Below are 23,907 nucleotides of genomic sequence, written 5' to 3'. Positions count from 1 at the left end.
GTGGGCGAAGCGGTTGGAAGGGGCGCGGCCGACGGGGCGGCGCGCGGATCAGTCCTCGTGCGAGGTTTCGGCGCGGCGGCTCGCGAGCGGGTTGCGGCGCACCAGCAGCACGTGGACCTGGCGCGCGTCGCCGCGCTGGATCTCGAACACGAGGTTGCCGAGCTGCAGCTTTTCGCCGCGGTGCGGCACGCGGCCGAAATGATGGGTGATCAGCCCGCCGATCGTGTCGACCTCGTCGTCGGAGAAATCGGTGCCGAACACCTCGTTGAACTGCTCGATCTCGGTCAGCGCGCGCACGCGGTAGCGGCCGTCCGGCCCCGAGATGATGTTGCCGGCTTCCTCGTCGAAGTCGTACTCGTCCTCGATGTCGCCGACGATCTGCTCGAGCACGTCCTCGATCGTGATCAGGCCCGCGACGCCGCCGTATTCGTCGACGACGATCGCAAGGTGGTTGCGGTTCACGCGGAAGTCGTGCAGCAGCACGTTCAGGCGCTTCGATTCGGGAATGAACACGGCCGGGCGCAGCATCCCGCGCACGTCGAATTCCTCTTCCGCGTAGAAGCGCAGCAGATCCTTCGCGAGCAGCACGCCGATCACGTTGTCGCGGTTCTCTTCGTACACGGGGTAGCGCGAGTGCGCCTTCTCGAGGACGAACGGGATGAAATCTTCGGGCTTGTCGGCGATATTGATCGCGTCCATCTGCGCGCGCGGCACCATGATGTCTCGCGCGCACAGGTCGGATACCTGGAACACGCCTTCGATCATCGACAGCGAATCGGCGTCGATCAGGTTGCGTTCGTGGGCGTCCTGGAGGATTTCCAGCAGCTCGCCGCGGGATTCGGGCTCGGGCGAGATGAAGTCGGTCAGGCGCTCGAGCAGCGAGCGCTTTTCTTGCGGTTTGTCGGTTGACTTTCGACTGGGATACGAATCGTTCATGGTGGTGCGCCCGGGTCATGCCGGGGCGCGTTGTCACGGAGTAGGCAAGGATACACCAAGGGCATGGCGCGGCCGTGTCACCCGGCCGTCCGGCCAGGGCGGCCGGCTGCGCGGGCCCCGCTCGGGAACGGCCGCGCTGCGTGCGCCGTCCTTGGGGTCCATCCTATCGCAGAACGGCGCGGCGGGGCAGCGACGGCAAAATTGCGGGTGGGCGGGCGACGGGACGGTCGGTCGGCGTCAGCGGAATGGGGCCACACCGGCGGCGCGGGCGGCCCGACCTTCAGAACCGCATGCCGGCCGAGCAGCCGCCGGCGGCCGCGCCGTTGGTCGCGGCGCCGCCGCAGCCGAAGATCCCGCAGCCGGACAGCATGACGCTCGCGGCGGCGACCAGCGCGGCGAGCCTGCCGCGCGACCAGCGTGACGATTTCATCGGCGGACGTCCTCCGTCGGAGACGATTGCCGGGTTCGCGCGGCGCGAACCGGTGCAGGGCTGCGCGGGACGCGTCACCGGCATCGCGCGAGCAGCGCTTCGAGCGCGCGGTCGGGGATGCCGCTCGCGCGCAGCGCATCGACCGTGCGGCTGACGTAGTCGAGCGTCGTGCCGTAGCGGCCGGCCGCGCAGCTGAATACTTCCTTGACGACCGGATCGGGCAGCTTGCCCGTATAGGTCGGCACGTCGCGGCGCATCACGAATGCGAGCGCGTTCACGCGTTCGCCGGTCTCGAGCGTGCACGGCAGCCACGCGGGCCGGTACGAGCCCATCGGCATTTCGCGTTTCCACAAGGTTTCGAGATGCGGCTGCGCGGTCGGGCCGGCGAGGCGGAACGCGATACCGGCGCACGAGCCGCCGCGATCGAGCGCGAGCACGAGGCCCGGCCGCTCCGGCGTGCCGCGGTTCACGCGCGACCACAGGTAGAGCCCGCGATGGTAGCCGTGCACCTTGCCGCGTACGGCGGCGACGGTCGGCAGGCCCGGGTTCCAGATCAGCGACCCATAGCCGAACAGCCAGAGATCCTGCCGGCCGTCCCAGTCGCGCATCGTGTGCGCGAGCGAGGCCGCGAGCTCGTCTTCCGTCAGCAGGCGACCTTCGCCGATCGACGGCGGGTAGGCGGGCGGGAGCATCGCGGCGGTGTGCATCGTTCGACCGGCTTAGCGGTACGGGTTCGGGAAGCCCAGTTTCGCGAGGATGTCGACTTCGAGCGCTTCCATTTCGGCGGCGTCCTCGTCGCTCGTCTCGTGGTCGTAGCCCTGCGCATGCAGCGCGCCGTGCACCAGCAGGTGCGCGTAGTGGGCCGCGAGCGGCTTGCCCTGTTCGCGCGCTTCCTTCTCGACCACCGGGCAGCACAGCACGAGGTCGCCGATCACGGTGCCGTCGGGCGCCGCGTCGTAGGCGAAGGTCAGCACGTTGGTCGGATAGTCCTTGTGGCGATAGCCGGCGTTCAGCGTGCGGCCTTCCTCCTCGCCGACGAAGCGCACGGTGAGTTGCGCGCTGGCGAACAGCGCCGGCTCGATCCATTCGGCGATCAGCTTGCGCTTGGGCAGCGTCTTGCGGACTTCGCTCGTGATTTCGTCGCCGTACTGCACCGACAGGTCGAGTTCGAGCTCGCGCAGCGCGCCTTCTTCCTCGCCTTCCTGCGGCGCGGGCTCGGCGCCCACGTGCAGCGTCACGCTGTCGTAGTGCTCGGGCTGCAGCGCGAGCTTCGCGCGCATCGCCGGATCGTTGTGCTGCGCGACGATCGCGACGGCCGCGTCGCCGGAGCTGCCCGACAGGTCGAACATCAGGCTGCGGCCGTCCGGGAAGTCGATCCGCAGACCCTGCGCATTGACGGTCCGGGCCTTGCCCTTCGCGTCGAACAGCGAAAGACGGGGAGATTCGGACGCGGCGGGCTTGGCGCGCTCCGACTTGCGAGAACGGGAGGATTTCATGACGCGTGCGGCGATTGGAACGCGTTGAGGATACACCAAACGGCCGATCGCGCCCGATTTCGAACCGGCCGCGGGCGGGCGCAAAAAAGCCCGGCGCGCCGTCGGGCGGGCCGGGCCGGTGCCGGTGACGGTGCGACGCGCGCGGGCGTCGCCGCTGGCGTTACGCGTCCTGGTGCTGCGCGTGGAACTCGTCGTACGCCTCGACGATGCGCGCGACGAGCGGATGGCGCACCACGTCCGCGCTCGTGAAGCGCGTGAGCGCGATGCCGCGCACGCCGCCGAGCACCTGCTGCGCTTCGACGAGGCCGCTCTTGTGGCCGCGCGGCAGGTCGACCTGGCTCGTGTCGCCGGTGACGACGGCCTTCGAGCCGAAGCCGATCCGCGTCAGGAACATCTTCATCTGCTCGGGCGTCGTGTTCTGCGCCTCGTCGAGGATGATGAACGCGTGGTTCAGCGTGCGGCCGCGCATGTACGCGAGCGGCGCGATCTCGATCATCTGCCGCTCGAACATCTTCGCGGTCTTGTCGAAGCCGAGCAGGTCGTACAGCGCGTCGTACAGCGGGCGGAGGTACGGGTCGACCTTCTGCGCGAGATCGCCCGGCAGGAAGCCGAGCCGCTCGCCGGCCTCGACGGCCGGGCGCGTCAGCACGATCCGCTTGACCTGGTCGCGTTCGAGCGCGTCGACCGCGCAGGCGACCGCGAGATAGGTCTTGCCGGTGCCGGCCGGCCCGATGCCGAACGTCACGTCGTGCGACAGGATCTGCTTCAGGTATTCGCGCTGCGCGGGCGTGCGGCCGCGCAGGTCGGCGCGGCGCGTGTACAGCTTCGGCGCCGGCTCCTCGTCGGGGGCGACGTCGTCGAGCTGCGCGACGGGATCGTCGAACGGATGGTCGGGGTCGCCGCGAAAGCGTACGTCGAGCGTGTCCTGGCGGCCGTTGCCGGCCGTGTGGCGCACTTCGACGAGCGCGAGCTGGATGTCGTCGACCGACAGCGGATCGCGCGCGCGGTTGTAGAAGTTCTCGAGCGCGGCGAGCGCGAGCCTGGCGCCGCGCCCGCGAATCGTGATCCGGTGGCCGCGCCGCGCGAGCGTGACGTCGAGCGCCTGTTCGATCTGCCGCAGGTTTTCGTCGAGCGGGCCGCAGAGGTTCGCGAGGCGCGCGTTGTCGTCGCGCGGGGCGGTGAATTCCAGTGCTTGGGTCGGCTTCAAAGTGGCGTCGGGCTCCTGTGGTGGGTGCCGGTCGGCACGGCGCGCGCGAGCGCCCCGTGCACGGGCCGAGCCTAGTGCGTGGCCGCGCTCGCGTCGTCGCTCACGAGCACGAGCTCGCCGCGCAGCGAGTGCGGATACGCATGGTTGATCTTCACGTCGATCATCTGGCCGATCAGGCGCGGGTGCGACGCGAGCGGCGCCGGGAAATTCACGACCCGGTTGTTCTCGGTGCGGCCCGCGAGTTCGTTCGGGTCCTTGCGCGACGGGCCCTCGACGAGGATCCGCTCGACCTTCCCGACCATCGACTGGCTGATGCGCGCGACGTTTTCCTCGATCGTCGCCTGCAGATGTTGCAGGCGTTTGAGCTTGACCTCGCGCGGCGTGTCGTCGTGCAGGTTCGCGGCGGGCGTGCCGGGGCGCGGGCTGTAGATGAACGAGAAGCTGGTGTCGTAGCTCATGTCGTGCACGAGCGCCATCATCTTGTCGAAGTCTTCCTCGGTCTCGCCGGGGAAGCCGACGATCATGTCGGTCGACAGCGACAGGTCCGGGCGGATCGCGCGCAGCTTGCGGATCACCGACTTGTATTCGAGCACCGTGTAGCCGCGCTTCATCGCCATCAGGATGCGGTCGGAGCCGTGCTGGACGGGCAGGTGCAGGTGATTCACGAGCTTCGGCACCTTCGCGTAGGTGTCGATCAGGCGCTGCGTGAATTCCTTCGGATGCGACGTCGTGTAGCGGATCCGCTCGATGCCGGGGATGTCGGCGACGTATTCGATCAGCGTCGCGAAATCGGCAATCTCGGACGAGCCGGCCGTCAGCGCGCCACGATAGGCGTTCACGTTCTGGCCGAGCAGCGTGACTTCGCGCACGCCCTGGTCGGCGAGGCCGGCCACTTCGGTCAGCACGTCGTCGAGCGGGCGCGACACTTCGTCGCCGCGCGTGTACGGCACCACGCAGTAGCTGCAGTACTTCGAACAGCCTTCCATGATCGACACGAACGCGCTCGGGCCTTCGACGCGCGCGGGCGGCAGATGGTCGAACTTCTCGATTTCGGGGAACGTGATGTCGACCTGCGCGCGGCCGCTCGCGCGGCGCGCGTCGATCATCTGCGGCAGGCGATGCAGCGTCTGCGGGCCGAACACGAGGTCGACGTAAGGTGCGCGCGACACGATCGACGCGCCTTCCTGGCTCGCGACGCAGCCGCCGACGCCGATCAGCAGGCCCGGCTTTGCCTCCTTCAGCTCGCGCACGCGGCCGAGGTCGGAGAACACCTTCTCCTGCGCCTTTTCACGCACCGAGCAGGTGTTGAACAGGATGATGTCCGCGTCTTCCGGGGTATCGGTCTTTTCGAGGCCTTCGGCCGCATTCAGCACGTCCACCATCTTGTCCGAGTCGTACTCGTTCATCTGGCAGCCGAAGGTCTTTACGTAAACTTTCTTGGTCATGGGGTTCGCCGTTCGCAGTGGTTGACCTGGGGGCGTCGTCAAGGGTGAATCGGGACGGCCTCATGCTCTTGCATGAGGTTCGCCCGTCGCGCGCATGCCGCGGTCGCAAGGCAGCGGACCGGCGCGGGCAGCGCACATCGAGCGTGAAATGCCGTCGGGAAAGCCTTCCATTATAGCTTTTCGCGCCGTCCGGAGCGGCGCGCGGGTTGCGGCGGCGCGACGCTGCATGCGAGGTTCCGACCCCGCCGCGACGACGTGCCGGCCGTCAGCGGCACGCGTTCAGCAGATCCTCGAGCGCCGCTTCCTCGCGCGCGAAGCGCTCGGCGAGGAAGTCGAGCAGCACGCGTACGCGCGGCGCCATGTAGCGCTTGCTGTGGTAGATCGCGTGCAGCGGCGCGTCCTGGTGCCGCCATTCGGGCAGCAGCACGCGCAGGCGGCCGGCGCGCACGTCGTCGGCGATGTCCCATAGCGATTTCAGCGCGATGCCGTGGCCGCGCAGCGTCCATTCGCGCGTGAGGCCGCCGTCGTTGGTCTCGAACGCGGTCGACACCGGCACCGTGTAGGTCTGCACCTCGTCGCCGCGCGTGAAGCGCCACGTGTTCATCGGCCCCGATGCGATCGTGATCACGTTGCAGGCAAAGCGGGCCAGATCGTGCGGATCGGCCGGCTGCCCGTGCCGTTCGAGGTACGACGGCGCCGCGCACAGCACGCGCCGGTTCGCGGCGAGGCGCCGCGCGATCAGCGCGCCGTCCGGCGGCGCGGCGAAGCGGATCGCGAGGTCGATCTCGTCCTGCCACAGGTTCGACGCCGAGTCGGACGCCGTCAGCGAGAACGTGACGTCCGGGTGCAGCGTCGTGAATTCGTCGAGCCAGTCGAGCAACTGGTTGCGGCCGAAATCGGACGTCGACGACAGCCGCACCTTGCCGCCGACCACGTTGCGGCCTTCCTGCAGCATCGCGTCGGCGTCGTCGAGCGCCTGCAGCGCCTGCCGGCAGCAGTTCAGGTACAGCCGGCCCTCGTCGGTGAGCCGCAGCTGCCGCGTCGAGCGCTCGAACAGGCGCGTCGCGACCTTCGCCTCGAGCTTCGCGAGGCGCGCGCTCGCGGCGGCCGGCGTCAGGTTCAGCTTGCGCCCGGCCGCCGACAGGCTGCCGAGGTCGGCGGCTTCGACGAACAGCCGGATGTCGCCCAGTCGATCCATCGGATTTTCCAGAAGAATTTGAAAATGGTTCAAATGCCACGCCAATTATCAAATATAGGCGTATTCGCGACAATGCGCGCACATCCTGCTTTTTGTGCGGTGCGGCATCCTTCGGCGTGCCCGCCGCAGCCTTCCGGAGAAACGTCATGCCCATTCCGTTACTGGCGCTCGCGATCAGCGCGTTCGCGATCGGCACCACCGAATTCATCGTCATGGGGCTGCTGCCCGACGTTGCGCGCGACCTCGCCGTGTCGCTGCCGTCGGCCGGCCTGCTGGTCACCGGCTACGCGCTCGGCGTCGCGGCCGGTGCGCCGCTGCTCGCGGTGCTGACGAGCCGCATGCCGCGCAAGGCCGCGCTGCAGCTGCTGATGGCGATCTTCATCGTCGGCAACGTGCTGTGCGCGATCGCGCCCGGCTACGCGATGCTGATGGTGGCGCGGGTCGTCACGTCGTTCGCGCACGGCTCGTTCTTCGGGATCGGCGCGGTGGTCGCCGCGTCGCTGGTGCCGGCCGACAAGCGCGCGAGCGCGATCGCGCTGATGTTCACCGGCCTCACGCTGTCGAACGTGCTGGGCGTGCCGTTCGGCACCTTCGTCGGCCAGCTGCTCGGCTGGCGCGCGCCGTTCTGGATCGTCGCCGGGCTCGGCGTGCTGTCGCTCGCGGGGATCGCCGTGCTGCTGCCGAACCGGCACGACAGCGGGCCGGCCGGCCTCGGCCGCGAGGTGCGCGTGCTGAAGGAGCCGCAGGTGTGGCTTGCGCTGCTGATGACGGTGCTCGGCTTCGGCGGCGTGTTCGTCGTATTCACGTACATCGCGCCGATCCTCGAAACGGTGACGGGATTCTCGCCGCGCGCGGTCGCGCTGATCCTCGTGCTGTTCGGCGCGGGGCTCACGATCGGCAACACGCTCGGCGGGCGCTTCGCCGACCGTGCGCTGATGCCGTCGCTGATCGCGATCCTCGTGTCGCTGATGGCCGTGATGGCCGTGTTCGCGAAGACCAGCCATCAGCCGGTCGCGGCGGCCGTCACCGTGTTCGTGTGGGGGATCGCCGCGTTCGCGACGGTGCCGCCGCTGCAGGCGCGCGTCGTCGAGAAGGCCGCGAGCGCGCCGCATCTCGCGTCGACGCTGAACATCGGCGCATTCAACGTCGGCAATGCGGCCGGCGCGTGGCTCGGCGGCCTCGCGCTCGGCCACGGTTTCGCGCTCGACGCGCTGCCGTGGGTGGCCGTCGCGGTGACGTGCGCGGCGCTGCTCGTCACGTGGCTGGCGATGCGGCTCGACGCGCGCGATGCGGCACGCGGCTGCGCGCCGGCCGCGCAATAGGCGCGGCGGGGCGGCGCGGTTGGCTTGTCGCAGTTCGCCCGCTGCGGTTCGCCCGCCGCAGCTCGCCCGCATTCCGCAGGCAAACCGACGCCGCCGAAACGCATTCCTCCGCGATGCTGATAACGGTGTGAAGATAACTTCGTTTGCCGGCGCGAAGCCGGGTGATAGCGTCTCGATACGCGCCGTGCGTGGCGCAACCCGATTCCGATCCCGGCTTACCCCATTCGCAGGGCCGCGCAGCGGCCCGGAGGCAATGCTATGTCTTCACCCCTGGCGCTCGTGCGCGATGTGTCCTCCTTCGAGTCCGGCGCGGCCGCCGACGCCCGCACGGCCGCGTCGCTCGACCTGCTCGAGCAGGTCGTCGGCGTGAACCTCGCGCGGCTGCGCGCGGAGCGGCAGCTGTCGCTCGACGCGCTGGCGCGGCTGTCCGGCGTGTCGCGCGCGATGCTCGCGCAGATCGAATCGGCGCGCAGCGTGCCGTCGATCAAGGTGCTCTGCAAGATCGCCGCGGCGCTCAAGGTGTCGGTCGCCGCGTTCCTGCGGCGCCACGCCGTGAACGGTTTCGAGCATCTGGCGGCCGAGCGCGCGTCGCGCGTCGTCAGCTCGAACGGCCGCTTCTCGGCGCGCGCGCTCTACCCGGAAGGCGAGCCGGCCGCAGCCGAATTCCACGAACTGCGGATCGCGCCGCTGCACACGGAGCCCGGTACGCGCCGCGCGCCCGGCACGACGATCAACCTCGTCGTCAGCGAGGGCACGCTGGAAGTGAGCGTGCACGACCGTCGCCAGCTGCTCGCAACCGGCGACGCGATCGTGTTCGACGCCGATCAGCCGTACAGCCTGCGCAACCCGGGCGACAGCGAGGCGCGTGCGTTTCGCGTGACGGTGAGCCCCGAGGTGCCGCCGCGCTGGCTCGTGCCCGACGCGGCGCAGGCGGCCGTCTGACGGCCCTCGGCAGTTCGGACGATGCCGTTAGACGGCGTCGTCGGTAGGGTTTTGGATGGAGTTCGCTGCGCGTCGCGCGCGGCTGTTGTATGCTTGGCCCCGCCGGCCCGCAACCGTTTTTACCGATAACGGTGCGGCCGGCGATCAGTGCGTCTTCAGGGCGGGGCGAAATTCCCCACCGGCGGTAGGCTGGCGTAAGCCGGCGAGCCCGCGAGCGCCCGCGCATCCGCGCGGGGTCAGCAGATCTGGTCGAATGCCAGAGCCGACGGTCACAGTCCGGATGAGAGAAGATGTGCAGATAGTCATGTCCGTCAGGGCCGCTTCGCGCTGCGTGCGAAGCGGGTTGTCGTTCTGTCTGTTTGCAATGCCCTGAAACGTTTTTCGCCCAAATCGTCTTTGCGAGGAGCGTTTCACATGTCCTTGATGTCCGTTTCGTCGGCACCCGCCGACGCCTTTGCCGATCTCCCGTTGCTCGACTCCGAACCGGTGCCGCCGCGCATCGCGGCCGCGCTCGACGCATTGCGCGCGGGCCGTGCGGTCGTGTTGCAGGACGACCACGACCGCGAAAACGAGGCCGACCTGATCGTCGCCGCCGAGCGGATCACGCCCGAAACGATGGCGCTGCTGATTCGCGAGTGCAGCGGCATCGTCTGCCTGTGCCTGACCGACGAACGGGTGCGCGCACTCGAACTGCCGCCGATGGTGCAGACCAACGAGAGCCGCAACGGCACCGCGTTCACCGTGTCGATCGAGGCGCGCGAGGGCGTGCATACGGGCGTGTCGGCGGCCGATCGCGTGACGACGATCCGCGCGGCGATCGCCGACGGCGCGAAGTCGCACGACATCGTGCGTCCCGGCCACGTGTTCCCGCTGCGCGCGCAGCCCGGCGGCGTGCTCGCGCGGCGCGGCCATACCGAGGGCACGGTCGACCTGACGATCCTGGCGGGCCTGAAGCCGGCCGGCGTGCTGTGCGAGCTGATGAATCCGGACGGCACGATGACGCGCGGCGACGACGTCGAGCGTTTCGCGCGGCAGCACGGCCTGCCGATGCTGACGATCGCGGAACTCGTCGAATTCCGCGAGGCGCTGGCCGCCGCGCGCGAGCGCTGCTGCGAGCCGGCCTGAGCGGCGACGAAGCGGGCGCGGCCTGCGCCCGCTGCATCGCCACGGGCCCGAGCGGCCGTCAGGACTGCACTTCGCCGAATTCGCCGCGCATGCCGGCTTCGACGAGCGACGGCAGTTCGTCCATGTTGCGCATGATCCGCGTGATGCCCATCGCGCGCAGCGCGTCCGCGTAGTTGTCGGGGATGTGGCTCGCGCCGACGAACGCGATCGTCTTCATGCCGGCCGCGCGCGCGGCGTTCAGGCCCGACACGCTGTCCTCGACGACGAGGCAGCGCTCGGGCGCGACGCCGAGCGTGCGCGCGGCGTGCAGATAGACGTCGGGGTAGGGCTTCGGCCGCGCGACCTGCTCGGAGCTGAACACGCGATCGCCAAAGATCTCGGTGAGCGACGCGCGCTTCAACGAGTTGCGCACGCGCACCAGCCGGCTGTTCGACACGACCGCGGCCGGCAGGCCGACCTTCAGCAGCGCATCGCGCACGCCGGTGATCGGCGCGAGCGATTGTGCGAGACCGATCTCGATGTTGTGCTCGATGGTCTCGATGAAATTGTCGGGCATCGTGATCGCGAAGCGCGCTTCGAGCCCCGCGAGGAAGCGGGACGTCTGCTGGCCGAACGCCGTCTTCGCGGCGGCTTCGAAATCGACGTGGGGAAACGCGGCGGACAGCGTGTCGAGCAGCACGCGGTCGGCGATGACTTCGCTGTCGACGAGCACGCCGTCGCAGTCGCAGATGAGGTGATCGAGCATGGTGATGAAAAGGCGGGGCGTCGGCGACGCCGATCATGCCGCCATGATACGTGCTTTCGTGCGGGCTTCGCGAGCGGTCGAGCGCGGCGTCGACGTGGCGCCGGCCGAGGTGGCGAACGCGGATGTGAAGCTGAAGTCGCTGGTGTCGGCTGCGGCCGCGCAGTAGCGGGGAAGTCGTGCCGCGAGGGGGGAGGGAAGGCGAGCGCAAAACGGACGATCGTCCCGCCTCGCGATGCCGGCCCGGCCGCAGGCGGCCGAACCGATCAGCCGGCACGCGCGGCCGTCGATGCCGCGTGCGCCGGTGAAGCCGCGCTCAGACCGTCGTGTGCAGATGCAGATACAGGCCGGCCGCCGCGGCGCCGCCGAGCAGCGGGCCGATCACCGGCACCCATGCATAGCGCCAGTCGCTGTCGCGCTTGCCGGGGATCGGCAGCAGCGCGTGCATGATGCGCGGCGACAGGTCGCGCGCGGGACTCATCGCATAGCCGGTCGGGCCGCCGAGCGAGATGCCGATGCCGAGCACGAGCAGGCCGACCGGCAGCGCGTCGAGCGCGCCGAGGCCGACCTGCGGCGACGCGAGATACAGCACGCCGAGGATCAGCACGAAGGTGCAGATCGCTTCGGTCAGCACGTTGTGCGTGACGCTGCGGATCGCGGGCGCCGTGCAGAACACCGCGAGCTTCAGGTCGGGATCGGCTTCCTTCGCAAAGTGCTGGCGATACGCGAGCCACACGAGCAGCGCGCCGGCCATTCCGCCGAGCATCTGCGCGAGCACGTAGCCGCCGACTTTCGACCACGCGAACTTGCCCGCGAGCGCGAGGCTGATCGTGACGATCGGATTCAGATGCGCGCCGCTGAACGACGCGGTCACGTAGACCGCGACGAAGACGGCCATCGCCCAGCCCATCACGATCACGATCAGGTCCGCGCCCTTGCCCTTGGTCTTCGCCAGCAGCACGTTCGCGACCGCGCCGTTGCCGAGCAGCACGAGGATCGCGGTGCCGATGAATTCTGCAATGTAAGGTGACATGTTTGTCTCTCGTATGTCTCGGCAGGCTCGCGCGCTGCGCGGCCCGCCGTTGTTGTATTTCGTTATGGACGTCTGACGATTACTGGGTGTCGTCGGCCCACGCCTTCGCGGCGCGCACCGCACGCTGCCAGCCGGCCATGCAGCGCTCGACCTGGTCCTTCGGCATCGACGGCGCGAAGCGGCGATCGAGCTGCCACTGGTCGCGCACTTCGTCGAGGCTCTTCCAGTAGCCGATCGCGAGGCCCGCGAGGTAGGCCGCGCCGAGCGCCGTCGTCTCGGTGATCTGCGGACGCACCGCGTCGACGCCGAGCAGGTCGGCCTGGAACTGCATCAGCAGGTCGTTCGCGCTCGCGCCGCCGTCGACGCGCAGCTCGCCGATGCTGATGCCCGAGTCGGCTTCCATCGCGGCCAGCACGTCGAGCGACTGGTACGCGATCGCGTCGAGCGCCGCGCGCGCGAGGTGCGCGGCGCTCGTGCCGCGCGTGACGCCGAACACCGAGCCGCGCGCCCGTGCGTTCCAGTGCGGCGCGCCGAGGCCCGCGAACGCGGGCACCAGATAGACGCCGTCGGTATGCGGCACGCTCGCGGCGAGCGCCTCGATTTCGGCGGCCGTCTTGATGATGCCGACGCCGTCGCGCAGCCACTGCACGACCGCACCCGCGATGAAGATGCTGCCTTCGAGCGCGTACTGCACGTCGTCGCCGATCTGCCATGCGATCGTCGTGACGAGGTTGTTCTTCGACTCGATCGGCTTGTCGCCGGTGTTCATCATCAGGAAGCAGCCGGTGCCGTAGGTGTTCTTCACCATCCCCGAGGTCGTGCACATCTGGCCGAACAGCGCCGCGTGCTGGTCGCCCGCGATGCCGGCGAGCGGGATCTTCGATGCGAACACGGTGGTCTTGGTGTGGCCGTAGATCTCCGACGACGCCTTCACTTCCGGCAGCATGCTGCGCGGGATGTCGAGCAGTTCGAGCAGCTCGTCGTCCCACTGACGCGTATGGATGTTGAACAGCATCGTGCGCGACGCGTTCGTCACGTCGGTCACGTGCAGCTCGTGCTTCGTGAAGTTCCACACGAGCCAGCTGTCCACGGTGCCGAACGCGAGCTTGCCCTGGCGCGCCTTGTCGCGCGCGCCCGGCACGTTGTCGAGGATCCAGCGGATCTTGGTGGCGGAGAAGTACGAGTCGATCGGCAGGCCCGTCTTCGCGCGCACCTTCGCCTCGAGGCCCTGCTGCTTCAGCGCGTCGCAGAAGTCGGCGGTGCGGCGGTCCTGCCAGACGATCGCGTTGTACACGGGCTGGCCGGTCTCGCGATCCCAGACGATCGTCGTCTCGCGCTGGTTGGTGATGCCGATCGCGGCGATCGACGTGCCGTTCAGGCCGGTGCGCGTGACGGCTTCGGCGGCGACGCCCGCCTGCGTCGACCAGATTTCCTGCGGGTCGTGCTCGACCCAGCCGGGTTGCGGGTAGATCTGCTCGAATTCCTTCTGGGCGATCGACACGATGTTGCCCTGGCGATCGAACAGCATCGCGCGGGAGCTCGTCGTGCCCTGGTCGAGCGCGAGGATGTACTGGTCCTGCATGTCTCTCATCTCCATCCGTGGATTAGTTGTGATGCGCGCCGCATCGCGCGGCGCGTCGGTGAGTCAACGTCGGTGAGGCAACTTCAACTGCGATTGATCAAGCGTGCGGTGCATGCGCGGCGGCGAACCATGCATCGACCGCGGCCGTGACGGCGTCGAGCGTGCCCGGCGCGACGTGCAGGCCGAGCTTCGAGCGGCGCCACAGCACGTCCTGCGCGCAGGTCGCCCATTCGACGTCGCGCAGGTAGCGCAGTTCGGCGTCGAACAGGCCCGGCGCGATTTCCGCGCCGAGATCCGCGACCGAATGCGCGCCGGCGACGACGCGCTCGGCGCGCGTGCCGTACGCGCGCGCATAGCGGCGTGCGAGCGCGGCGGGCAGCCACGCATGACGTTGCGCGAACTGCGTGGCGAACGCGTCGAACTTTGCGCCGGCGATGTCGCCGCCGGGCAGCGGCGCGCCGGCCGTCCAGGCCGGCGCCTCGCGGCCGAGCGCGCGGCACAGCAGGTCGCCGGCTTCCTCCGCGAGCTTGCGGAACGTCGTGATCTTGCCGCCGAACACCGACAGCAGCGGCGCGCCTGCGCCGTCGTCGAGCTCGAGACGGTAGTCGCGCGTGACGGCCGATGCGTTCGCGGCGTTCTCGTCCTCGAGCAGCGGGCGCACGCCCGAATAGGTCCAGTGCACGTCGGCCGGCGAGATCTTGCGCTTGAAGTAGCGGTTGATCGAATCGCACAGATACTGCGTCTCGTCGCGATCGATCGCGACCTTCGCGGGATCGCTCGTGTATTCGACGTCGGTCGTGCCGATCAGCGTGAAGTCGTGCTCGTACGGGATCGCGAAGATGATCCGCTTGTCCGGGTTCTGGAAGATGTACGCGTGATCGTGATCGAACAGGCGGCGCGTGATGATGTGGCTGCCCTTCACGAGCCGCACGCTGTGCTGCGCGCCGCGGCCCAGCGCGCCGTGCAGCACCTCGCCGACCCACGGGCCGGCCGCATTCGCGATCGCGCGCGCCTGCACGACGCGAATCGAGCCGTCCGCATGCTGCAGCCGGGCTTCCCATTCGTCGCCGCGGCGCTCCGCGCCGACGAGCTTCGTGCGCGTCAGGATCCGGGCGCCGCGCTCCTTCGCGTCGAGCGCGTTCAGCACGACGAGGCGGGCGTCGTCGACCCAGCCGTCCGAGTACACGAAGCCGCGCCGGATCGAATCGACGAGCGGCGCGCCGGCCGCATGGCGGCGCATGTCGATGCCGCGCGAGCCCGGCAGCAGCTCGCGCTTCGCGAGGTGATCGTAGAGGAACAGACCGATGCGGATCAGCCATGCCGGGCGCAGGTTCGGCATGTGCGGCATCACGAAGCGCAGCGGCCACATGATGTGCGGCGCCGCGCGCAGCAGCGTCTCGCGCTCCTGCAGCGCCTTGCGCACGAGGCCGAATTCCTTGTATTCGAGATAGCGCAGACCGCCGTGGATCAGCTTCGTGCTGCACGACGACGTGTGCGACGCGAGATCGTCCTGCTCGCAGAGCAGGACCGACAGGCCGCGGCCGGCCGCATCGCGCGCGATCCCCGCGCCGTTGATGCCGCCGCCGACGACGAGCAGATCGTAGCGATTCGGTTGGGTCACCCTGCTGTCCTTATCGTCTGATGGAAGTATTTTTGAACAGAAAATGTTCGAATTCGAAATCTAACGAACGAAATCGAAAAAGTAAAGTTCGAAAAAGAGGGGCGGGTGGCGCGCAAGCCGATCCGGGACGATACTGGGGCCTGTTCTGCCGATAACGCCCTTGCGCCGGCGGGCGGTCCGCCGACACGGGCCGCTGCATGGTCAGCGACGGCAGGCCCCGAAGTCGACTGTTTTCGCGAGGTGAATCATGCGTATTGGGATGTGGGTCGGCGCGTGCGCCGTCGTTCTGGCAGGGTGCGGCGCCGGCACGCCGCCGCTGGCGGGCAACTGGCGTGCGCCGTCGTTCGTCGACCTGCAGACGGCCTGCGGCGGTGCGGCGCGCGACTGGGGCGCGGACGCGCAGCCCGTCTATTCGACGCTGTACGACGCCTATGTGGCGAAACGGTATCGTGGGCTGTCGGAAACGAACTACTGCGCGTTCGTAAACGAACTTGCGACGCACTACGCGGCGCCCGACACGCCGGGGCGCGCCGGCTGGATCGCGTATTTCAACGGCGCGCGTGCGCAGGCCGTGAGCTGGCGCGCGGCGGTCGATCCGACCTTGCGCGGCGGCTGACGCGGATGGCGAAGCGGAAAAGTGACCGGCGGGGAAGGCGGCGCGCGGCCGGGAGGCCGGCCGGCGCGCTCAGGTCGGCAACGGCGGGGCGTTACGAATAGCGATATTTGATGGATCGCAGGGTGGCGTCGCCGGTCTCGGTCACGCAGTATTTGCGGCCCGATCCGAGCCCTTCGAGGCGGACGAGTTGTTGTTCGAGCAGTGCGTCGATTTCGTCCCGATCCATGTTGGTCTGATCGGGAGCGTCCTTCACAAGCAATAGCGTGGCGAATTCATGCGGACTCAGCATCGTTCTCTCCATGGCGACCGGTGCCCGCGCGGCCGGCGCGAACGCCGGCGCACGATACCCCGAGGGGTATGGCTTGGGGGGAAAAGCTGCATTCGCCGGCCATGCCGTCGGTCCGCGCCCTGGCACAGGCGGAACGGGCAAACGGGCAAGCAGGCCGGGGAACTGGAGTCTAGTCGAGTGCGCAGGCAACGACAAATCGTGCCCCGTTAATTTTCCGTTTGACACGAAGGCGCCCCGCAAGCGGTTCGGCTGCGCCGCCAACTTCTTGATTTCACTTGAAGTTTCGGGTGCGGTGCAGCATCGCAACGATCATTCCGGAAGGTACACCTGGGTGCCGGCGGCGGCGATCGTGTCGGCCATTTCGTCGGGCAGCGGCTTGTCGGTGAACAGCGCATGCACCTGGCTCAGGTGCCCTTGGCGCACCAGCGCCGGACGGCCGACCTTCGAGTGGTCGGCCACCAGGTAGACCGTGCGCGCGTGCTGCATGATCGCCTCGGCGACGCGCACCTCGCGCGTGTCGAAGTCGCGCAGCGTGCCGTCGAGCTCGATCGCCGACGTGCCGATGATCGCGTAGTCGACCTTGAACTGCCGGATGAAGTCGATCGCCAGCTCGCCGACGATGCCCTTGTCCCACGGCCGCACGATGCCGCCCGTAATCAGCACCTCGCAGTCCGGGTAGCCGCTCATCATCGAGGCGACGTTCAGGTTGTTGGTGATCACGTGCAGCCCGTGATGGCGGTTCAGCGCGCGCGCGACTTCCTCGGTCGTGGTGCCGAGGTTGATGAACAGCGACGCCTGGTCGGGGATGTGCGAGGCCGCGAGCGCCGCGATGCGCCGCTTCTCGTCATGGAACATCCGCTGGCGCGCGGTGTACGACACGTTTTCCGAGCTGGTCGGCAGGCTCGCGCCGCCGTGATAGCGGCGCAGCAGGTTCAGGTCGGCGAGCCAGTTCACGTCGCGGCGGATCGTCTGCGGCGTGACCGCGAAGTGCGCGGCGAGATCGTCGACGGTCACGAAGCCGTCGCGCTGCACCCATTCGAGCAGTTCCTGCTGGCGCGCGTTGAGGGTGAGGCGGGGATCTCGGGTCATGGCTGGCGGTCGGGGCGTGAAGGCGGAGCGGGTATTGTAAGGGCGTCGGCCGCGTGCGTTCCACGGGCGCCTGCACGCGACGAAGTCGATGCGCGCAGGCATCGACGATGCCTGTCGCGCGGCCCGTTTGCTGACGAGTCGCTTCCAGTTTCGTAACAGCCGGCTCGACGGACAGCTGCAGCCGTCCCGCATGCGCCGACACGGTTTGAATAACTCGTCTAACGCGCGGCAACAGACGCCGTGGAACTGCGCCTGTTGGGTATGGTCAGTGCTCTGAAGCACGAACCTCAAAGTCCGGCTAAGATGCCAGGATGATGGTTCGGCCGGACCAACTCACTATAACGGAAGCAAGACGCCGCCCGCGGAAGGCCCCGCCCGCGCCTGCAGAAGGCATGGGCCGACCGTGCGGCGCGGCGACTGGGAGCGCACCACCATGCATACCGAAACGACGCATGTCATGCCGTGGCGAATCGAGGACATCGACCTGAACCGGATCGATCGTCAGCGTGCCGCGGCGAACGAGGATCTGCTGCTGCTGCTGTGCGCGGCGTCGTTCATCGAAAGCGGCTCGGATCTCTACACGAGCAACCTGAGCGAGTTCTTCAACGACGATCCGGAAGTCTCCGCGTGGCTCAACAATGCATGGGAGCACGAAGAATTGCAGCACGGCCGCGCGCTGAAGGCGTATATCGCGCACGTGTGGCCCGAGTTCGACTGGGACACCGCGTTCGCGAACTTCTTCGACGAGTATTCGAAGACCTGCTCGATCGAGGCGTTCGAGAAGACGCGCGCGCTCGAGATGGTGGCGCGCTGCGTCGTCGAGACGGGCACGGCCACGCTCTACCGCGCGATCAACGAGTGCTCGGACGAGCCGGTGCTGAAGGAAATCACCGACAACATCCGCACCGACGAAGTGCGCCACTACAAGCACTTCTTCAAATATTTCAAGAAGTACAACCAGCTCGAAGGCAACGGCCGGCTCGCGGTGCTCGGTGCGCTGATGCGTCGCGTGATGGAAATCAAGAACGAGGATTCGGAGATCGCGCTGCGCCATGTATTCGCGATCCGCTATCCGGACCGCATCGGCGACGACGAATACAACCGCGCGCGCGTTGCCCGGATCAATTCGCTGGTGCGGCGCAACCTGTCGGCCGACATGTGCGTGAAGATGCTGCTCAAGCCGCTCGATCTGCCGGCGAAGATCCAGCCGGGCGTTCACTATCCGCTCACGAAGCTCACGCAGCACGTGTTCTTTCGTTGATCCACACTGCGCGGCCCGTCGCGGCCGGGCCGCGGCGCCTGCCTTTGCCGAACCGTTGAACCGGGCCTCGCCATCATGACCGATTCCCATCGCCAGACGCTCGAACAATGGACGTTCGATGCGTGGCCGCCGGCCGTCGTCGCGCTGTTCGACGGCACCGCGCTCGAGCGTCATGCCGACATCGCCGCGTCGCTGATCGTCGCGACCGACGACGGCCAGTTGCGCACCACGCTGCTCGGCGTCGGCGAAATCTATGCGCGCGATGCGCGAACGCTGCTGCTCGCGCTATGGCCGCAGTCGCGCGCGGCGCGCGCGCTCGCGCAACGGCGCGCGGCCGCGCTGACGCTGGTCGCGGACGGTGCGTTCCTTCAGGCGCAGTTGAAGATCGATCCGCTCGAAGGGGATGTCGGCGGACTGGCCGGCTTCGCTGCGACGATCGCGCACGGCGATGCGCAGCGGGTCGGCTATGCGCGGCTCGCGACAGGCGTCACGTTCACGCTGGAAGGGGAGCGCGCCGCGGTGCTCGCACGCTGGCAGCGCCAGGTCGAGCACCTGCGGCGCGCGGCCGCGCGGCTTCAGTGACCGCGCTGGCCGCTGCGCGACGAACGGTTGCGGTTCGGGTGCGCGGCGTTGCCGTTCGCCGCGCGTGCGCCGTTGCCGCCGGCCGCGGGCCGGCCGCCATTGTTGCCGTTGCCGCCATTGCCGCCGGATGCACGCGGCTTCGCTGCCTTCGGCTGCGGGCTGCCGTCGCGCTTCGCGGCCGGCTGCGCTGAGCCGCCGGCGCGCGGCGCGCGATTGCCGCCGCCGCCACCACCGCCGCGCGGCTGCTGGCCGCGACGCTGCTGGATCGGTTCCGGCTTCGCATTCGGATCGGGCTCGAAGCCCGCGATCACTTCCTGCGGAATCTCGCGCTTGATCAGCCGCTCGATGTCGCGCAGCAGCTGCTTTTCGTCGACGCACACGAGCGACACGGCTTCGCCGGTCGCGCCCGCGCGGCCCGTGCGGCCGATCCGGTGCACGTAGTCTTCCGGCACGTTCGGCAGGTCGAAGTTGACGACGTGCGGCAACTGGTCGATGTCGATCCCGCGCGCGGCGATATCGGTCGCGACGAGCACCTGCAGCGTGCTGCTCTTGAACTCCGACAGCGCGCGCGTGCGCGCCGACTGGCTCTTGTTGCCGTGGATCGCCATCGCGCTGATGCCGTCCTTGGTCAGCTGCTCGGCGAGCCGGTTCGCGCCGTGCTTGGTGCGCGTGAACACGAGCACCTGGAACCAGTTGTGTTCGCGGATCAGGTGCGTGAGCAGCTCGCGCTTGCGATCGCGATCGACCGGATGGATCTTCTGCGCGACGCTCTCGGCGGTCGTGTTGCGGCGCGCGACCTCGATCAGCGCCGGCGAGTCGAGCAGGCTGTCGGCGAGCGCCTTGATCTCGTCGGAGAAGGTCGCCGAGAACAGCAGGTTCTGGCGGCGCGGCGGCAGCTTCGCCAGCACGCGCTTGATGTCGTGGATGAAGCCCATGTCGAGCATCCGGTCGGCTTCGTCGAGCACGAGGATGTCGAGATCCGACAGGTCGATCGTCTTCTGCTGCATGTGGTCGAGCAGGCGGCCCGGCGTCGCGACGACGATGTCGACGCCGCGCTTGAGCGCATCGATCTGCGGATTGATGCTGACGCCGCCGAACATCACGGTCGAGCGCAGCTTCAGGTATTTGCTGTACGCGCGCACGCTTTCCTCGACCTGTGCGGCCAGTTCGCGCGTCGGCGTGAGGATCAGCGCGCGCACCGCGCGCTTCGCGCCGCGGTGGTCGGCGTAGAACGTGTGCAGGCGCTGCAGGATCGGTAGCGTGAAGCCGGCGGTCTTGCCGGTGCCGGTTTGCGCGCCGGCGAGCAGGTCGCCGCCGCCGAGGACGGCGGGAATTGCCTGCTGCTGGATCGGAGTCGGCGACGTGTAGCCGAGCTCGTTGACCGCCTTGACCAGCGGTTCGGCCAGGCCGAGAGATTCAAAAGACATAGATACCACTCTTGGGTTTTATGGTGGCGACGCCTCGCGCGGCCCGCGCGGGTCCGGCGTCGCAAAAAAGCAAAAGGGCGCGGCCGCGGTTTCCCGCAGCCGCGCCCCGTTTGTGTCAGCCGCTTCTTAGTCGAGCGGTGCGGAACGCAGGTCGCTCACCTGTTGCGGAGAGATCGGCGTACCGTTGTTGCCCCACGACATCCGGATGTACGTGACGACTGCCGCGACTTCCTGGTTCGACAGCGACTGCGCGAACGGCGGCATCCCGTACGGACGCGGATTCTTGAAGGTGCTCGGCGGATAGCCGCCATTCAGCACCATGCGGATCGGGTTGACTGCCGATTCCATCACGATCGAATGGTTGCCCGCGAGCGGCGGATATGCAGGCGGCTTGCCGGCGCCGGTTTCGGCGTGGCAGGTCGCGCAGTTGTCCGCGTAGATCTTCTTGCCCTGGTCGAACAGCGCGTTGCCGAACTGCTTCGACGGCTCGTACTGCATGTTCTTCGGCGCTTCAGCCTTCTGCGGGATCGACTTCAGGTACGTCGACATCGCGCGCGTATCTTCGTCGGTCATGTACTGGAGGCTGTTGTGCACGACGTCCGCCATCGGGCCGAATACCGCGCCCTTGTTCGACACGCCGGCCTGCAGCAGGTCGGACAGCTCCTGCACGTGCCAGTCGCCGAGGCCGAGTTCCTTGTCGTTCGTCAGCGACGGCGCGTACCAGTTCTGCAGCGGGATCAGGCCGCCCGCGAAGGCCGCCGAGCTCACCGGGCCGCCCATCATGTTGATCGACGTGTGGCACATCGAGCAGTGGCCGAGACCTTCGACGAGGTACGCGCCGCGGTTCCATTCGACCGACTTGGTCGGATCCGGCTTGTATTCGCCTTCCTTGAAGAACAGCGTGCGCCAGCCGATCAGCAGGTTGCGGTTGTTGAACGGGAACTTCAGTTCGTGCGGACGGCTCGGCACCGACACCGGCGCGACCGAGCGCAGGTACGCGTAGATCGCGTCGGAATCCGCGCGCGTGACCTTCGTGTAGCTCGCGAACGGGAAGCCCGGGTAGAGCAGGCTGCCGTCCTTCGAACGGCCGGTGTGCATCGCGCGATAGAAGTCGTCCGACGTCCACTTGCCGATGCCGGCCTGGTCGTCCGGCGTGATGTTCGGCGTGTACATCGTGCCGAACGGCGTGGCCATCGGCAGGCCGCCCGCGAACGGCTTGCCGCCGCGCACGGTGTGGCACGCGATACAGTCGCCGACGCGCGCGAGGTACTCGCCCTTCTTGATCAGCGCGGCCTGGTCGGCCGGCGTGGCCGCGACGGCGGAAGCGCCGTGCAGCGTGTCGTTGCCCGGCCACAGGACGGGCACGAGGGCCGCTGCCGCGACGATCGCGACAGCCGAGAGTGCAAACAGGGACTTGCGTTTCATTGTGTCTGTCTCCCTTGCCTTATTGCGGTTCGCTGCCGCAGGCGAGCGGAGTCTTCATCGAACGCGCCGGAGCCGGCACGGGGTTGGCGGGCGCCGGCTGCGCGGCGAGCCATGCCGTCACGGCCGTCACGTCTTCGTCGGAAAGCTTCGAGGCGATTTCGTGCATGCAGTCGGGCGCCTTCGCGTGGCGGTTGCCCGAGCGCCATGCGCCGAGCTGCGCGCTGAGGTAGTCGGCGTGCAGGCCGACCAGGCCCGGGATCGCCGGCTGCATGCCGGTCAGGCCTGCGCCGTGGCAGGCCACGCAGGCCGGCAGCTTGCGCGACGGATCGCCCTGCGTGACGAGCTGCTTGCCGCGCGCGAGCGTTGCGGCCGGCAGCGTCGGCTTCGCCGGCGTCGGGTACGGCGGACGTTCGGCCGAGAAGTGCTCGGCGATCTCGCGCAGGTAGTCGTCGTTCAGGTAGGTCAGCAGATAGTTCATCGGCGGGTACTTGCGCCGGCCGTCACGGAAGTTGACGAGCTGGTTGTACAGGTACTCGGCCGGCTTGCCTGCAAGACGCGGGAAATAATCGTTGTCCGTGCCCTGGCCGTGGACGCCGTGGCATGCGGTACAGCCGCGCACGCGCTCGGCCATGGTATCGGGTGCCTTGAGCGGCGCCTGCTGGGCGTTGGTTTGCTCCGTGGGCTTGGTCTGCGCTTGGGCAGCGCTCGTAAGGCCCGCTCCGCCGATCAACAGAACGGCGAGCAGCGGACGGATGAGGCGTCTTGAAGACACACGAGACTCCATGTTTATTCGTCGGGGACCTGTTCCGGGCTACGATCGGCTCGGCATGACGGCAGGACAGCCGGGCTGCTGCGACGCGGCATTCTATCATCGATGGGTAATGACGGCTATTTGGCAAAAGGACATCGGTTCCTGTCTGTTTCCGACTTGCGACAATTTGACGCGCGTCGTGCGCGGGTCGCGTGAACCGGCGTGTCTTTTGTCCATCGAAGACCGTACACTCGCGGGTCGCGCGGCGCCGCCTCCGCCGCTGTCCCAGTCATTTCTCCTGCTTCCGGATTCATCGATGACGTTTTTTACCGTGCCGTTGCCTGTTTGCCGCCATTCGCTCCGTCTCCGTCGCCGCCGCGCCGCTGGCCTGTCGTTCGCGGGAGGGCGCGCGCGATGAGGATCGACAGCTTGTGGATCGGGCAGGTCGCGCTTGCGGCACTGATGGACGCCGCGTTCGCGATGGCGGTCGGCTCGGCGCTGCTCAAGGGCTGGCTCGGCAAGGACGGCGCGCGTCCCGTCGTCGCGCCGTCGCATCCGGCATGGCTGCGCGCGCAACATTCGCTGGTCGCGGCGGCGCTGGCGCTGGTGCTCGCGGATCTCGGCTGGCTCGTCTATGAAGCCGCGTCGATGAGCGGCGCGGGGCTCGGCGGCGCGCTGGCCGCGATTCCCGTCGTGCTCACGCAGACACACGCGGGCTTCGCGTGGAGCGTCGCGTTCGGCGGCGCGGTGCTGCTCGCGATCGTCGCGCTGGCGAAGCCGGACGGCCCGCTCGCGCATGCGGTGCTGTGGCTCGCGGTGATCGTGGTCGCGGCCGGCAAGGCATCGCTCGGCCATGCGGCCGACATGGGCGCGCTGTCGGCGGCCGTCGGCGTGCAGACGCTGCACCTGCTCGCCACCGCGGTGTGGGGCGGCCTCGTGCTGGCGGGCGGCCTCGCGGTGCTGCCCGCGCTCGGCTCGTCGGTCGCGCGCGGCGCGCTGATCCGCGTCGGCCAGCATCTGTCGCGCACGTCGGTGATCGCGGTCGTGTTCGTGCTCGGCACCGGCGTGCTCAATGCGCTGCGCGGCCTCGGCGGCTCGCTCACGCCGCTCGACGGCAGTACGTGGGGCCGCGTGTTGCTGCTCAAGCTGCTGCTCGTCGCGCTCGCGCTGGTGCTCGGCGCGCTGAATCGCTTCTCCGCGCTGCCGCGCCTGCGACGCACGGCGTCCACCGAGGACGCGCATACGTTCCGCAACATCCTGCATCTCGAGGCGCTGACGATGATCGGCGTGTTCGTCGCGGCGGCCGTGCTGTCGTTCAGCGTGCCGGGATACGCGACGCTCGGCTGAGCGTCGGCGCGCGCGTGCCGTCTCTCACGTAAAAGCGGCCG

Annotated in this window: 24 protein-coding genes and 1 riboswitch; of the genes, 8 read left to right on the top strand and 16 right to left on the bottom strand. The window is 68.5% G+C overall.

The genetic code is table 11. The features are described 5' to 3' along the window. Window positions 1–48: 48 nt before the first annotated feature. The 7 genes from WS57_RS32295 to WS57_RS32265 all read right to left on the bottom strand — a co-directional run bounded on the left by WS57_RS32295 (window position 49) and on the right by WS57_RS32265 (window position 6,712). Window positions 49–936: an HlyC/CorC family transporter gene (locus tag WS57_RS32295; RefSeq protein ID WP_009690996.1), complete on the bottom strand. Its 888-nt coding sequence runs from the start codon at window positions 934–936 to the stop codon at window positions 49–51. Between the two features lie 280 nt (window positions 937–1,216). Beyond that, on the bottom strand, window positions 1,217–1,366 hold the full coding sequence (locus WS57_RS37765; protein WP_167361747.1) for a hypothetical protein: 150 nt from the start codon (window positions 1,364–1,366) through the stop codon (window positions 1,217–1,219). A gap of 74 nt (window positions 1,367–1,440) precedes the next feature. Further along, complete coding sequence (locus WS57_RS32285; RefSeq protein ID WP_059513388.1) at window positions 1,441–2,073, bottom strand: gamma-glutamylcyclotransferase; 633 nt, start codon at window positions 2,071–2,073, stop codon at window positions 1,441–1,443. 12 nt (window positions 2,074–2,085) lie between these two features. Then, the gene (gene ybeY / locus WS57_RS32280) at window positions 2,086–2,862 is read right to left on the bottom strand and encodes an rRNA maturation RNase YbeY (protein WP_009690871.1); all 777 of its coding nucleotides are present in this window, start codon (window positions 2,860–2,862) and stop codon (window positions 2,086–2,088) included. Window positions 2,863–3,022: 160 nt separating this feature from the next. Further along, the gene (locus WS57_RS32275; RefSeq protein ID WP_040128130.1) at window positions 3,023–4,069 is read right to left on the bottom strand and encodes a PhoH family protein; all 1,047 of its coding nucleotides are present in this window, start codon (window positions 4,067–4,069) and stop codon (window positions 3,023–3,025) included. Between the two features lie 71 nt (window positions 4,070–4,140). Further along, window positions 4,141–5,514: a tRNA (N6-isopentenyl adenosine(37)-C2)-methylthiotransferase MiaB gene (gene miaB, locus WS57_RS32270; protein WP_009690874.1), complete on the bottom strand. Its 1,374-nt coding sequence runs from the start codon at window positions 5,512–5,514 to the stop codon at window positions 4,141–4,143. A 265-nt stretch (window positions 5,515–5,779) separates the two neighbouring features. Beyond that, window positions 5,780–6,712, bottom strand: a complete 933-nt coding sequence (locus WS57_RS32265) for a LysR family transcriptional regulator (protein ID WP_059513389.1) — start codon at window positions 6,710–6,712, stop codon at window positions 5,780–5,782. Between the two features lie 146 nt (window positions 6,713–6,858). Here WS57_RS32265 and WS57_RS32260 point away from each other — a divergent pair, with 146 nt between their 5' ends. The 3 genes from WS57_RS32260 to ribB all read left to right on the top strand — a co-directional run bounded on the left by WS57_RS32260 (window position 6,859) and on the right by ribB (window position 10,101). Beyond that, window positions 6,859–8,034: an MFS transporter gene (locus tag WS57_RS32260; RefSeq protein ID WP_069245313.1), complete on the top strand. Its 1,176-nt coding sequence runs from the start codon at window positions 6,859–6,861 to the stop codon at window positions 8,032–8,034. A 258-nt stretch (window positions 8,035–8,292) separates the two neighbouring features. Next, entirely contained in the window at window positions 8,293–8,976 is a 684-nt protein-coding gene (locus WS57_RS32255; RefSeq protein ID WP_059513390.1) for a helix-turn-helix domain-containing protein, read from the top strand. Between the two features lie 147 nt (window positions 8,977–9,123). Next, window positions 9,124–9,272, top strand: a riboswitch (FMN riboswitch). A 118-nt stretch (window positions 9,273–9,390) separates the two neighbouring features. Continuing rightward, window positions 9,391–10,101 (top strand): 3,4-dihydroxy-2-butanone-4-phosphate synthase, encoded by a 711-nt coding sequence (gene ribB, locus WS57_RS32250; protein ID WP_069245312.1) that lies wholly within the window; start codon window positions 9,391–9,393, stop codon window positions 10,099–10,101. Between the two features lie 58 nt (window positions 10,102–10,159). On the opposite strand, the gene WS57_RS32245 is transcribed toward ribB, so the two are convergent. Further along, entirely contained in the window at window positions 10,160–10,846 is a 687-nt protein-coding gene (locus tag WS57_RS32245; protein WP_069245311.1) for an HAD family hydrolase, read from the bottom strand. A 43-nt stretch (window positions 10,847–10,889) separates the two neighbouring features. Here WS57_RS32245 and WS57_RS38230 point away from each other — a divergent pair, with 43 nt between their 5' ends. Next, window positions 10,890–11,012 carry a hypothetical protein gene (locus tag WS57_RS38230; protein WP_257786279.1) on the top strand — a complete coding sequence of 41 codons (123 nt, stop codon included), beginning with the start codon at window positions 10,890–10,892 and terminating at the stop codon, window positions 11,010–11,012. A 147-nt stretch (window positions 11,013–11,159) separates the two neighbouring features. On the opposite strand, the gene WS57_RS32240 is transcribed toward WS57_RS38230, so the two are convergent. The 3 genes from WS57_RS32240 to glpD all read right to left on the bottom strand — a co-directional run bounded on the left by WS57_RS32240 (window position 11,160) and on the right by glpD (window position 15,079). Then, window positions 11,160–11,876 carry an MIP/aquaporin family protein gene (locus WS57_RS32240; protein WP_009690905.1) on the bottom strand — a complete coding sequence of 239 codons (717 nt, stop codon included), beginning with the start codon at window positions 11,874–11,876 and terminating at the stop codon, window positions 11,160–11,162. A 79-nt stretch (window positions 11,877–11,955) separates the two neighbouring features. After that, entirely contained in the window at window positions 11,956–13,458 is a 1,503-nt protein-coding gene (glpK, locus tag WS57_RS32235) for a glycerol kinase GlpK (protein ID WP_009690906.1), read from the bottom strand. Between the two features lie 97 nt (window positions 13,459–13,555). Further along, on the bottom strand, window positions 13,556–15,079 hold the full coding sequence (glpD, locus tag WS57_RS32230) for a glycerol-3-phosphate dehydrogenase (protein WP_059513393.1): 1,524 nt from the start codon (window positions 15,077–15,079) through the stop codon (window positions 13,556–13,558). Window positions 15,080–15,326: 247 nt separating this feature from the next. Here glpD and WS57_RS32225 point away from each other — a divergent pair, with 247 nt between their 5' ends. Next, window positions 15,327–15,695 carry a hypothetical protein gene (locus WS57_RS32225; RefSeq protein ID WP_063888033.1) on the top strand — a complete coding sequence of 123 codons (369 nt, stop codon included), beginning with the start codon at window positions 15,327–15,329 and terminating at the stop codon, window positions 15,693–15,695. 91 nt (window positions 15,696–15,786) lie between these two features. Here WS57_RS32225 and WS57_RS32220 read toward each other — a convergent pair whose 3' ends face one another. Both WS57_RS32220 and WS57_RS32215 read right to left on the bottom strand, forming a co-directional pair. Continuing rightward, on the bottom strand, window positions 15,787–15,984 hold the full coding sequence (locus WS57_RS32220; RefSeq protein ID WP_009690381.1) for a hypothetical protein: 198 nt from the start codon (window positions 15,982–15,984) through the stop codon (window positions 15,787–15,789). A 309-nt stretch (window positions 15,985–16,293) separates the two neighbouring features. After that, entirely contained in the window at window positions 16,294–17,073 is a 780-nt protein-coding gene (locus WS57_RS32215) for a DeoR/GlpR family DNA-binding transcription regulator (protein WP_009690380.1), read from the bottom strand. Window positions 17,074–17,506: 433 nt separating this feature from the next. Here WS57_RS32215 and WS57_RS32210 point away from each other — a divergent pair, with 433 nt between their 5' ends. Continuing rightward, window positions 17,507–18,334 carry a ferritin-like domain-containing protein gene (locus tag WS57_RS32210; protein ID WP_009690379.1) on the top strand — a complete coding sequence of 276 codons (828 nt, stop codon included), beginning with the start codon at window positions 17,507–17,509 and terminating at the stop codon, window positions 18,332–18,334. 75 nt (window positions 18,335–18,409) lie between these two features. Further along, complete coding sequence (locus WS57_RS32205) at window positions 18,410–18,916, top strand: hypothetical protein (RefSeq protein ID WP_040128117.1); 507 nt, start codon at window positions 18,410–18,412, stop codon at window positions 18,914–18,916. On the opposite strand, the gene WS57_RS32200 is transcribed toward WS57_RS32205, so the two are convergent. The 3 genes from WS57_RS32200 to WS57_RS32190 form a co-directional block, all read right to left on the bottom strand. After that, window positions 18,910–20,343, bottom strand: coding sequence for a DEAD/DEAH box helicase (locus tag WS57_RS32200; RefSeq protein ID WP_059513396.1), 1,434 nt, complete (start codon window positions 20,341–20,343; stop codon window positions 18,910–18,912). The two genes, WS57_RS32205 and WS57_RS32200, sit on opposite strands and share 7 nt — an antisense overlap. Window positions 20,344–20,469: 126 nt before the next feature. Then, window positions 20,470–21,768, bottom strand: coding sequence for a c-type cytochrome (locus WS57_RS32195; protein WP_059513398.1), 1,299 nt, complete (start codon window positions 21,766–21,768; stop codon window positions 20,470–20,472). A gap of 19 nt (window positions 21,769–21,787) precedes the next feature. Then, window positions 21,788–22,552 (bottom strand): c-type cytochrome, encoded by a 765-nt coding sequence (locus tag WS57_RS32190; RefSeq protein ID WP_059478840.1) that lies wholly within the window; start codon window positions 22,550–22,552, stop codon window positions 21,788–21,790. 381 nt (window positions 22,553–22,933) lie between these two features. On the opposite strand from WS57_RS32190, the gene WS57_RS32185 reads away from it, so the two are divergent. Further along, entirely contained in the window at window positions 22,934–23,866 is a 933-nt protein-coding gene (locus tag WS57_RS32185) for a CopD family protein (protein WP_059603358.1), read from the top strand. The last annotated feature ends 41 nt before the right edge of the window (window positions 23,867–23,907 follow it).

The organism is Burkholderia pseudomultivorans (genome assembly GCF_001718415.1).
Lineage (GTDB): Bacteria > Pseudomonadota > Gammaproteobacteria > Burkholderiales > Burkholderiaceae > Burkholderia > Burkholderia pseudomultivorans_A.
Note: the sequence above shows the minus strand (reverse complement) of the source record. Positions and strands in the feature narration are given on the sequence as shown.

Excerpts from the sequence above, each read along its gene's own strand:
- WS57_RS32215 (WP_009690380.1), bottom strand. The coding sequence starts at position 17,073 with ATGACCCGAGATCCCCGCCTCACCCTCAACGCGCGCCAGCAGGAACTG.
- WS57_RS32245 (WP_069245311.1), bottom strand. The coding sequence starts at position 10,846 with ATGCTCGATCACCTCATCTGCGACTGCGACGGCGTGCTCGTCGACAGC.
- WS57_RS32200 (WP_059513396.1), bottom strand. The coding sequence starts at position 20,343 with ATGTCTTTTGAATCTCTCGGCCTGGCCGAACCGCTGGTCAAGGCGGTC.
- WS57_RS37765 (WP_167361747.1), bottom strand. The coding sequence starts at position 1,366 with ATGAAATCGTCACGCTGGTCGCGCGGCAGGCTCGCCGCGCTGGTCGCC.
- miaB (WP_009690874.1), bottom strand. The coding sequence starts at position 5,514 with ATGACCAAGAAAGTTTACGTAAAGACCTTCGGCTGCCAGATGAACGAG.
- WS57_RS32210 (WP_009690379.1), top strand. The coding sequence starts at position 17,507 with ATGCATACCGAAACGACGCATGTCATGCCGTGGCGAATCGAGGACATC.
- WS57_RS32265 (WP_059513389.1), bottom strand. The coding sequence starts at position 6,712 with ATGGATCGACTGGGCGACATCCGGCTGTTCGTCGAAGCCGCCGACCTC.
- WS57_RS32220 (WP_009690381.1), bottom strand. The coding sequence starts at position 15,984 with ATGCTGAGTCCGCATGAATTCGCCACGCTATTGCTTGTGAAGGACGCT.
- WS57_RS32295 (WP_009690996.1), bottom strand. The coding sequence starts at position 936 with ATGAACGATTCGTATCCCAGTCGAAAGTCAACCGACAAACCGCAAGAA.
- WS57_RS32285 (WP_059513388.1), bottom strand. The coding sequence starts at position 2,073 with ATGCACACCGCCGCGATGCTCCCGCCCGCCTACCCGCCGTCGATCGGC.
- WS57_RS32225 (WP_063888033.1), top strand. The coding sequence starts at position 15,327 with ATGCGTATTGGGATGTGGGTCGGCGCGTGCGCCGTCGTTCTGGCAGGG.
- WS57_RS32240 (WP_009690905.1), bottom strand. The coding sequence starts at position 11,876 with ATGTCACCTTACATTGCAGAATTCATCGGCACCGCGATCCTCGTGCTG.
- glpK (WP_009690906.1), bottom strand. The coding sequence starts at position 13,458 with ATGCAGGACCAGTACATCCTCGCGCTCGACCAGGGCACGACGAGCTCC.
- WS57_RS32195 (WP_059513398.1), bottom strand. The coding sequence starts at position 21,768 with ATGAAACGCAAGTCCCTGTTTGCACTCTCGGCTGTCGCGATCGTCGCG.
- WS57_RS32205 (WP_040128117.1), top strand. The coding sequence starts at position 18,410 with ATGACCGATTCCCATCGCCAGACGCTCGAACAATGGACGTTCGATGCG.
- WS57_RS32260 (WP_069245313.1), top strand. The coding sequence starts at position 6,859 with ATGCCCATTCCGTTACTGGCGCTCGCGATCAGCGCGTTCGCGATCGGC.
- WS57_RS32190 (WP_059478840.1), bottom strand. The coding sequence starts at position 22,552 with ATGGAGTCTCGTGTGTCTTCAAGACGCCTCATCCGTCCGCTGCTCGCC.
- WS57_RS32185 (WP_059603358.1), top strand. The coding sequence starts at position 22,934 with ATGAGGATCGACAGCTTGTGGATCGGGCAGGTCGCGCTTGCGGCACTG.
- WS57_RS38230 (WP_257786279.1), top strand. The coding sequence starts at position 10,890 with ATGATACGTGCTTTCGTGCGGGCTTCGCGAGCGGTCGAGCGCGGCGTC.
- ribB (WP_069245312.1), top strand. The coding sequence starts at position 9,391 with ATGTCCTTGATGTCCGTTTCGTCGGCACCCGCCGACGCCTTTGCCGAT.
- WS57_RS32255 (WP_059513390.1), top strand. The coding sequence starts at position 8,293 with ATGTCTTCACCCCTGGCGCTCGTGCGCGATGTGTCCTCCTTCGAGTCC.
- ybeY (WP_009690871.1), bottom strand. The coding sequence starts at position 2,862 with ATGAAATCCTCCCGTTCTCGCAAGTCGGAGCGCGCCAAGCCCGCCGCG.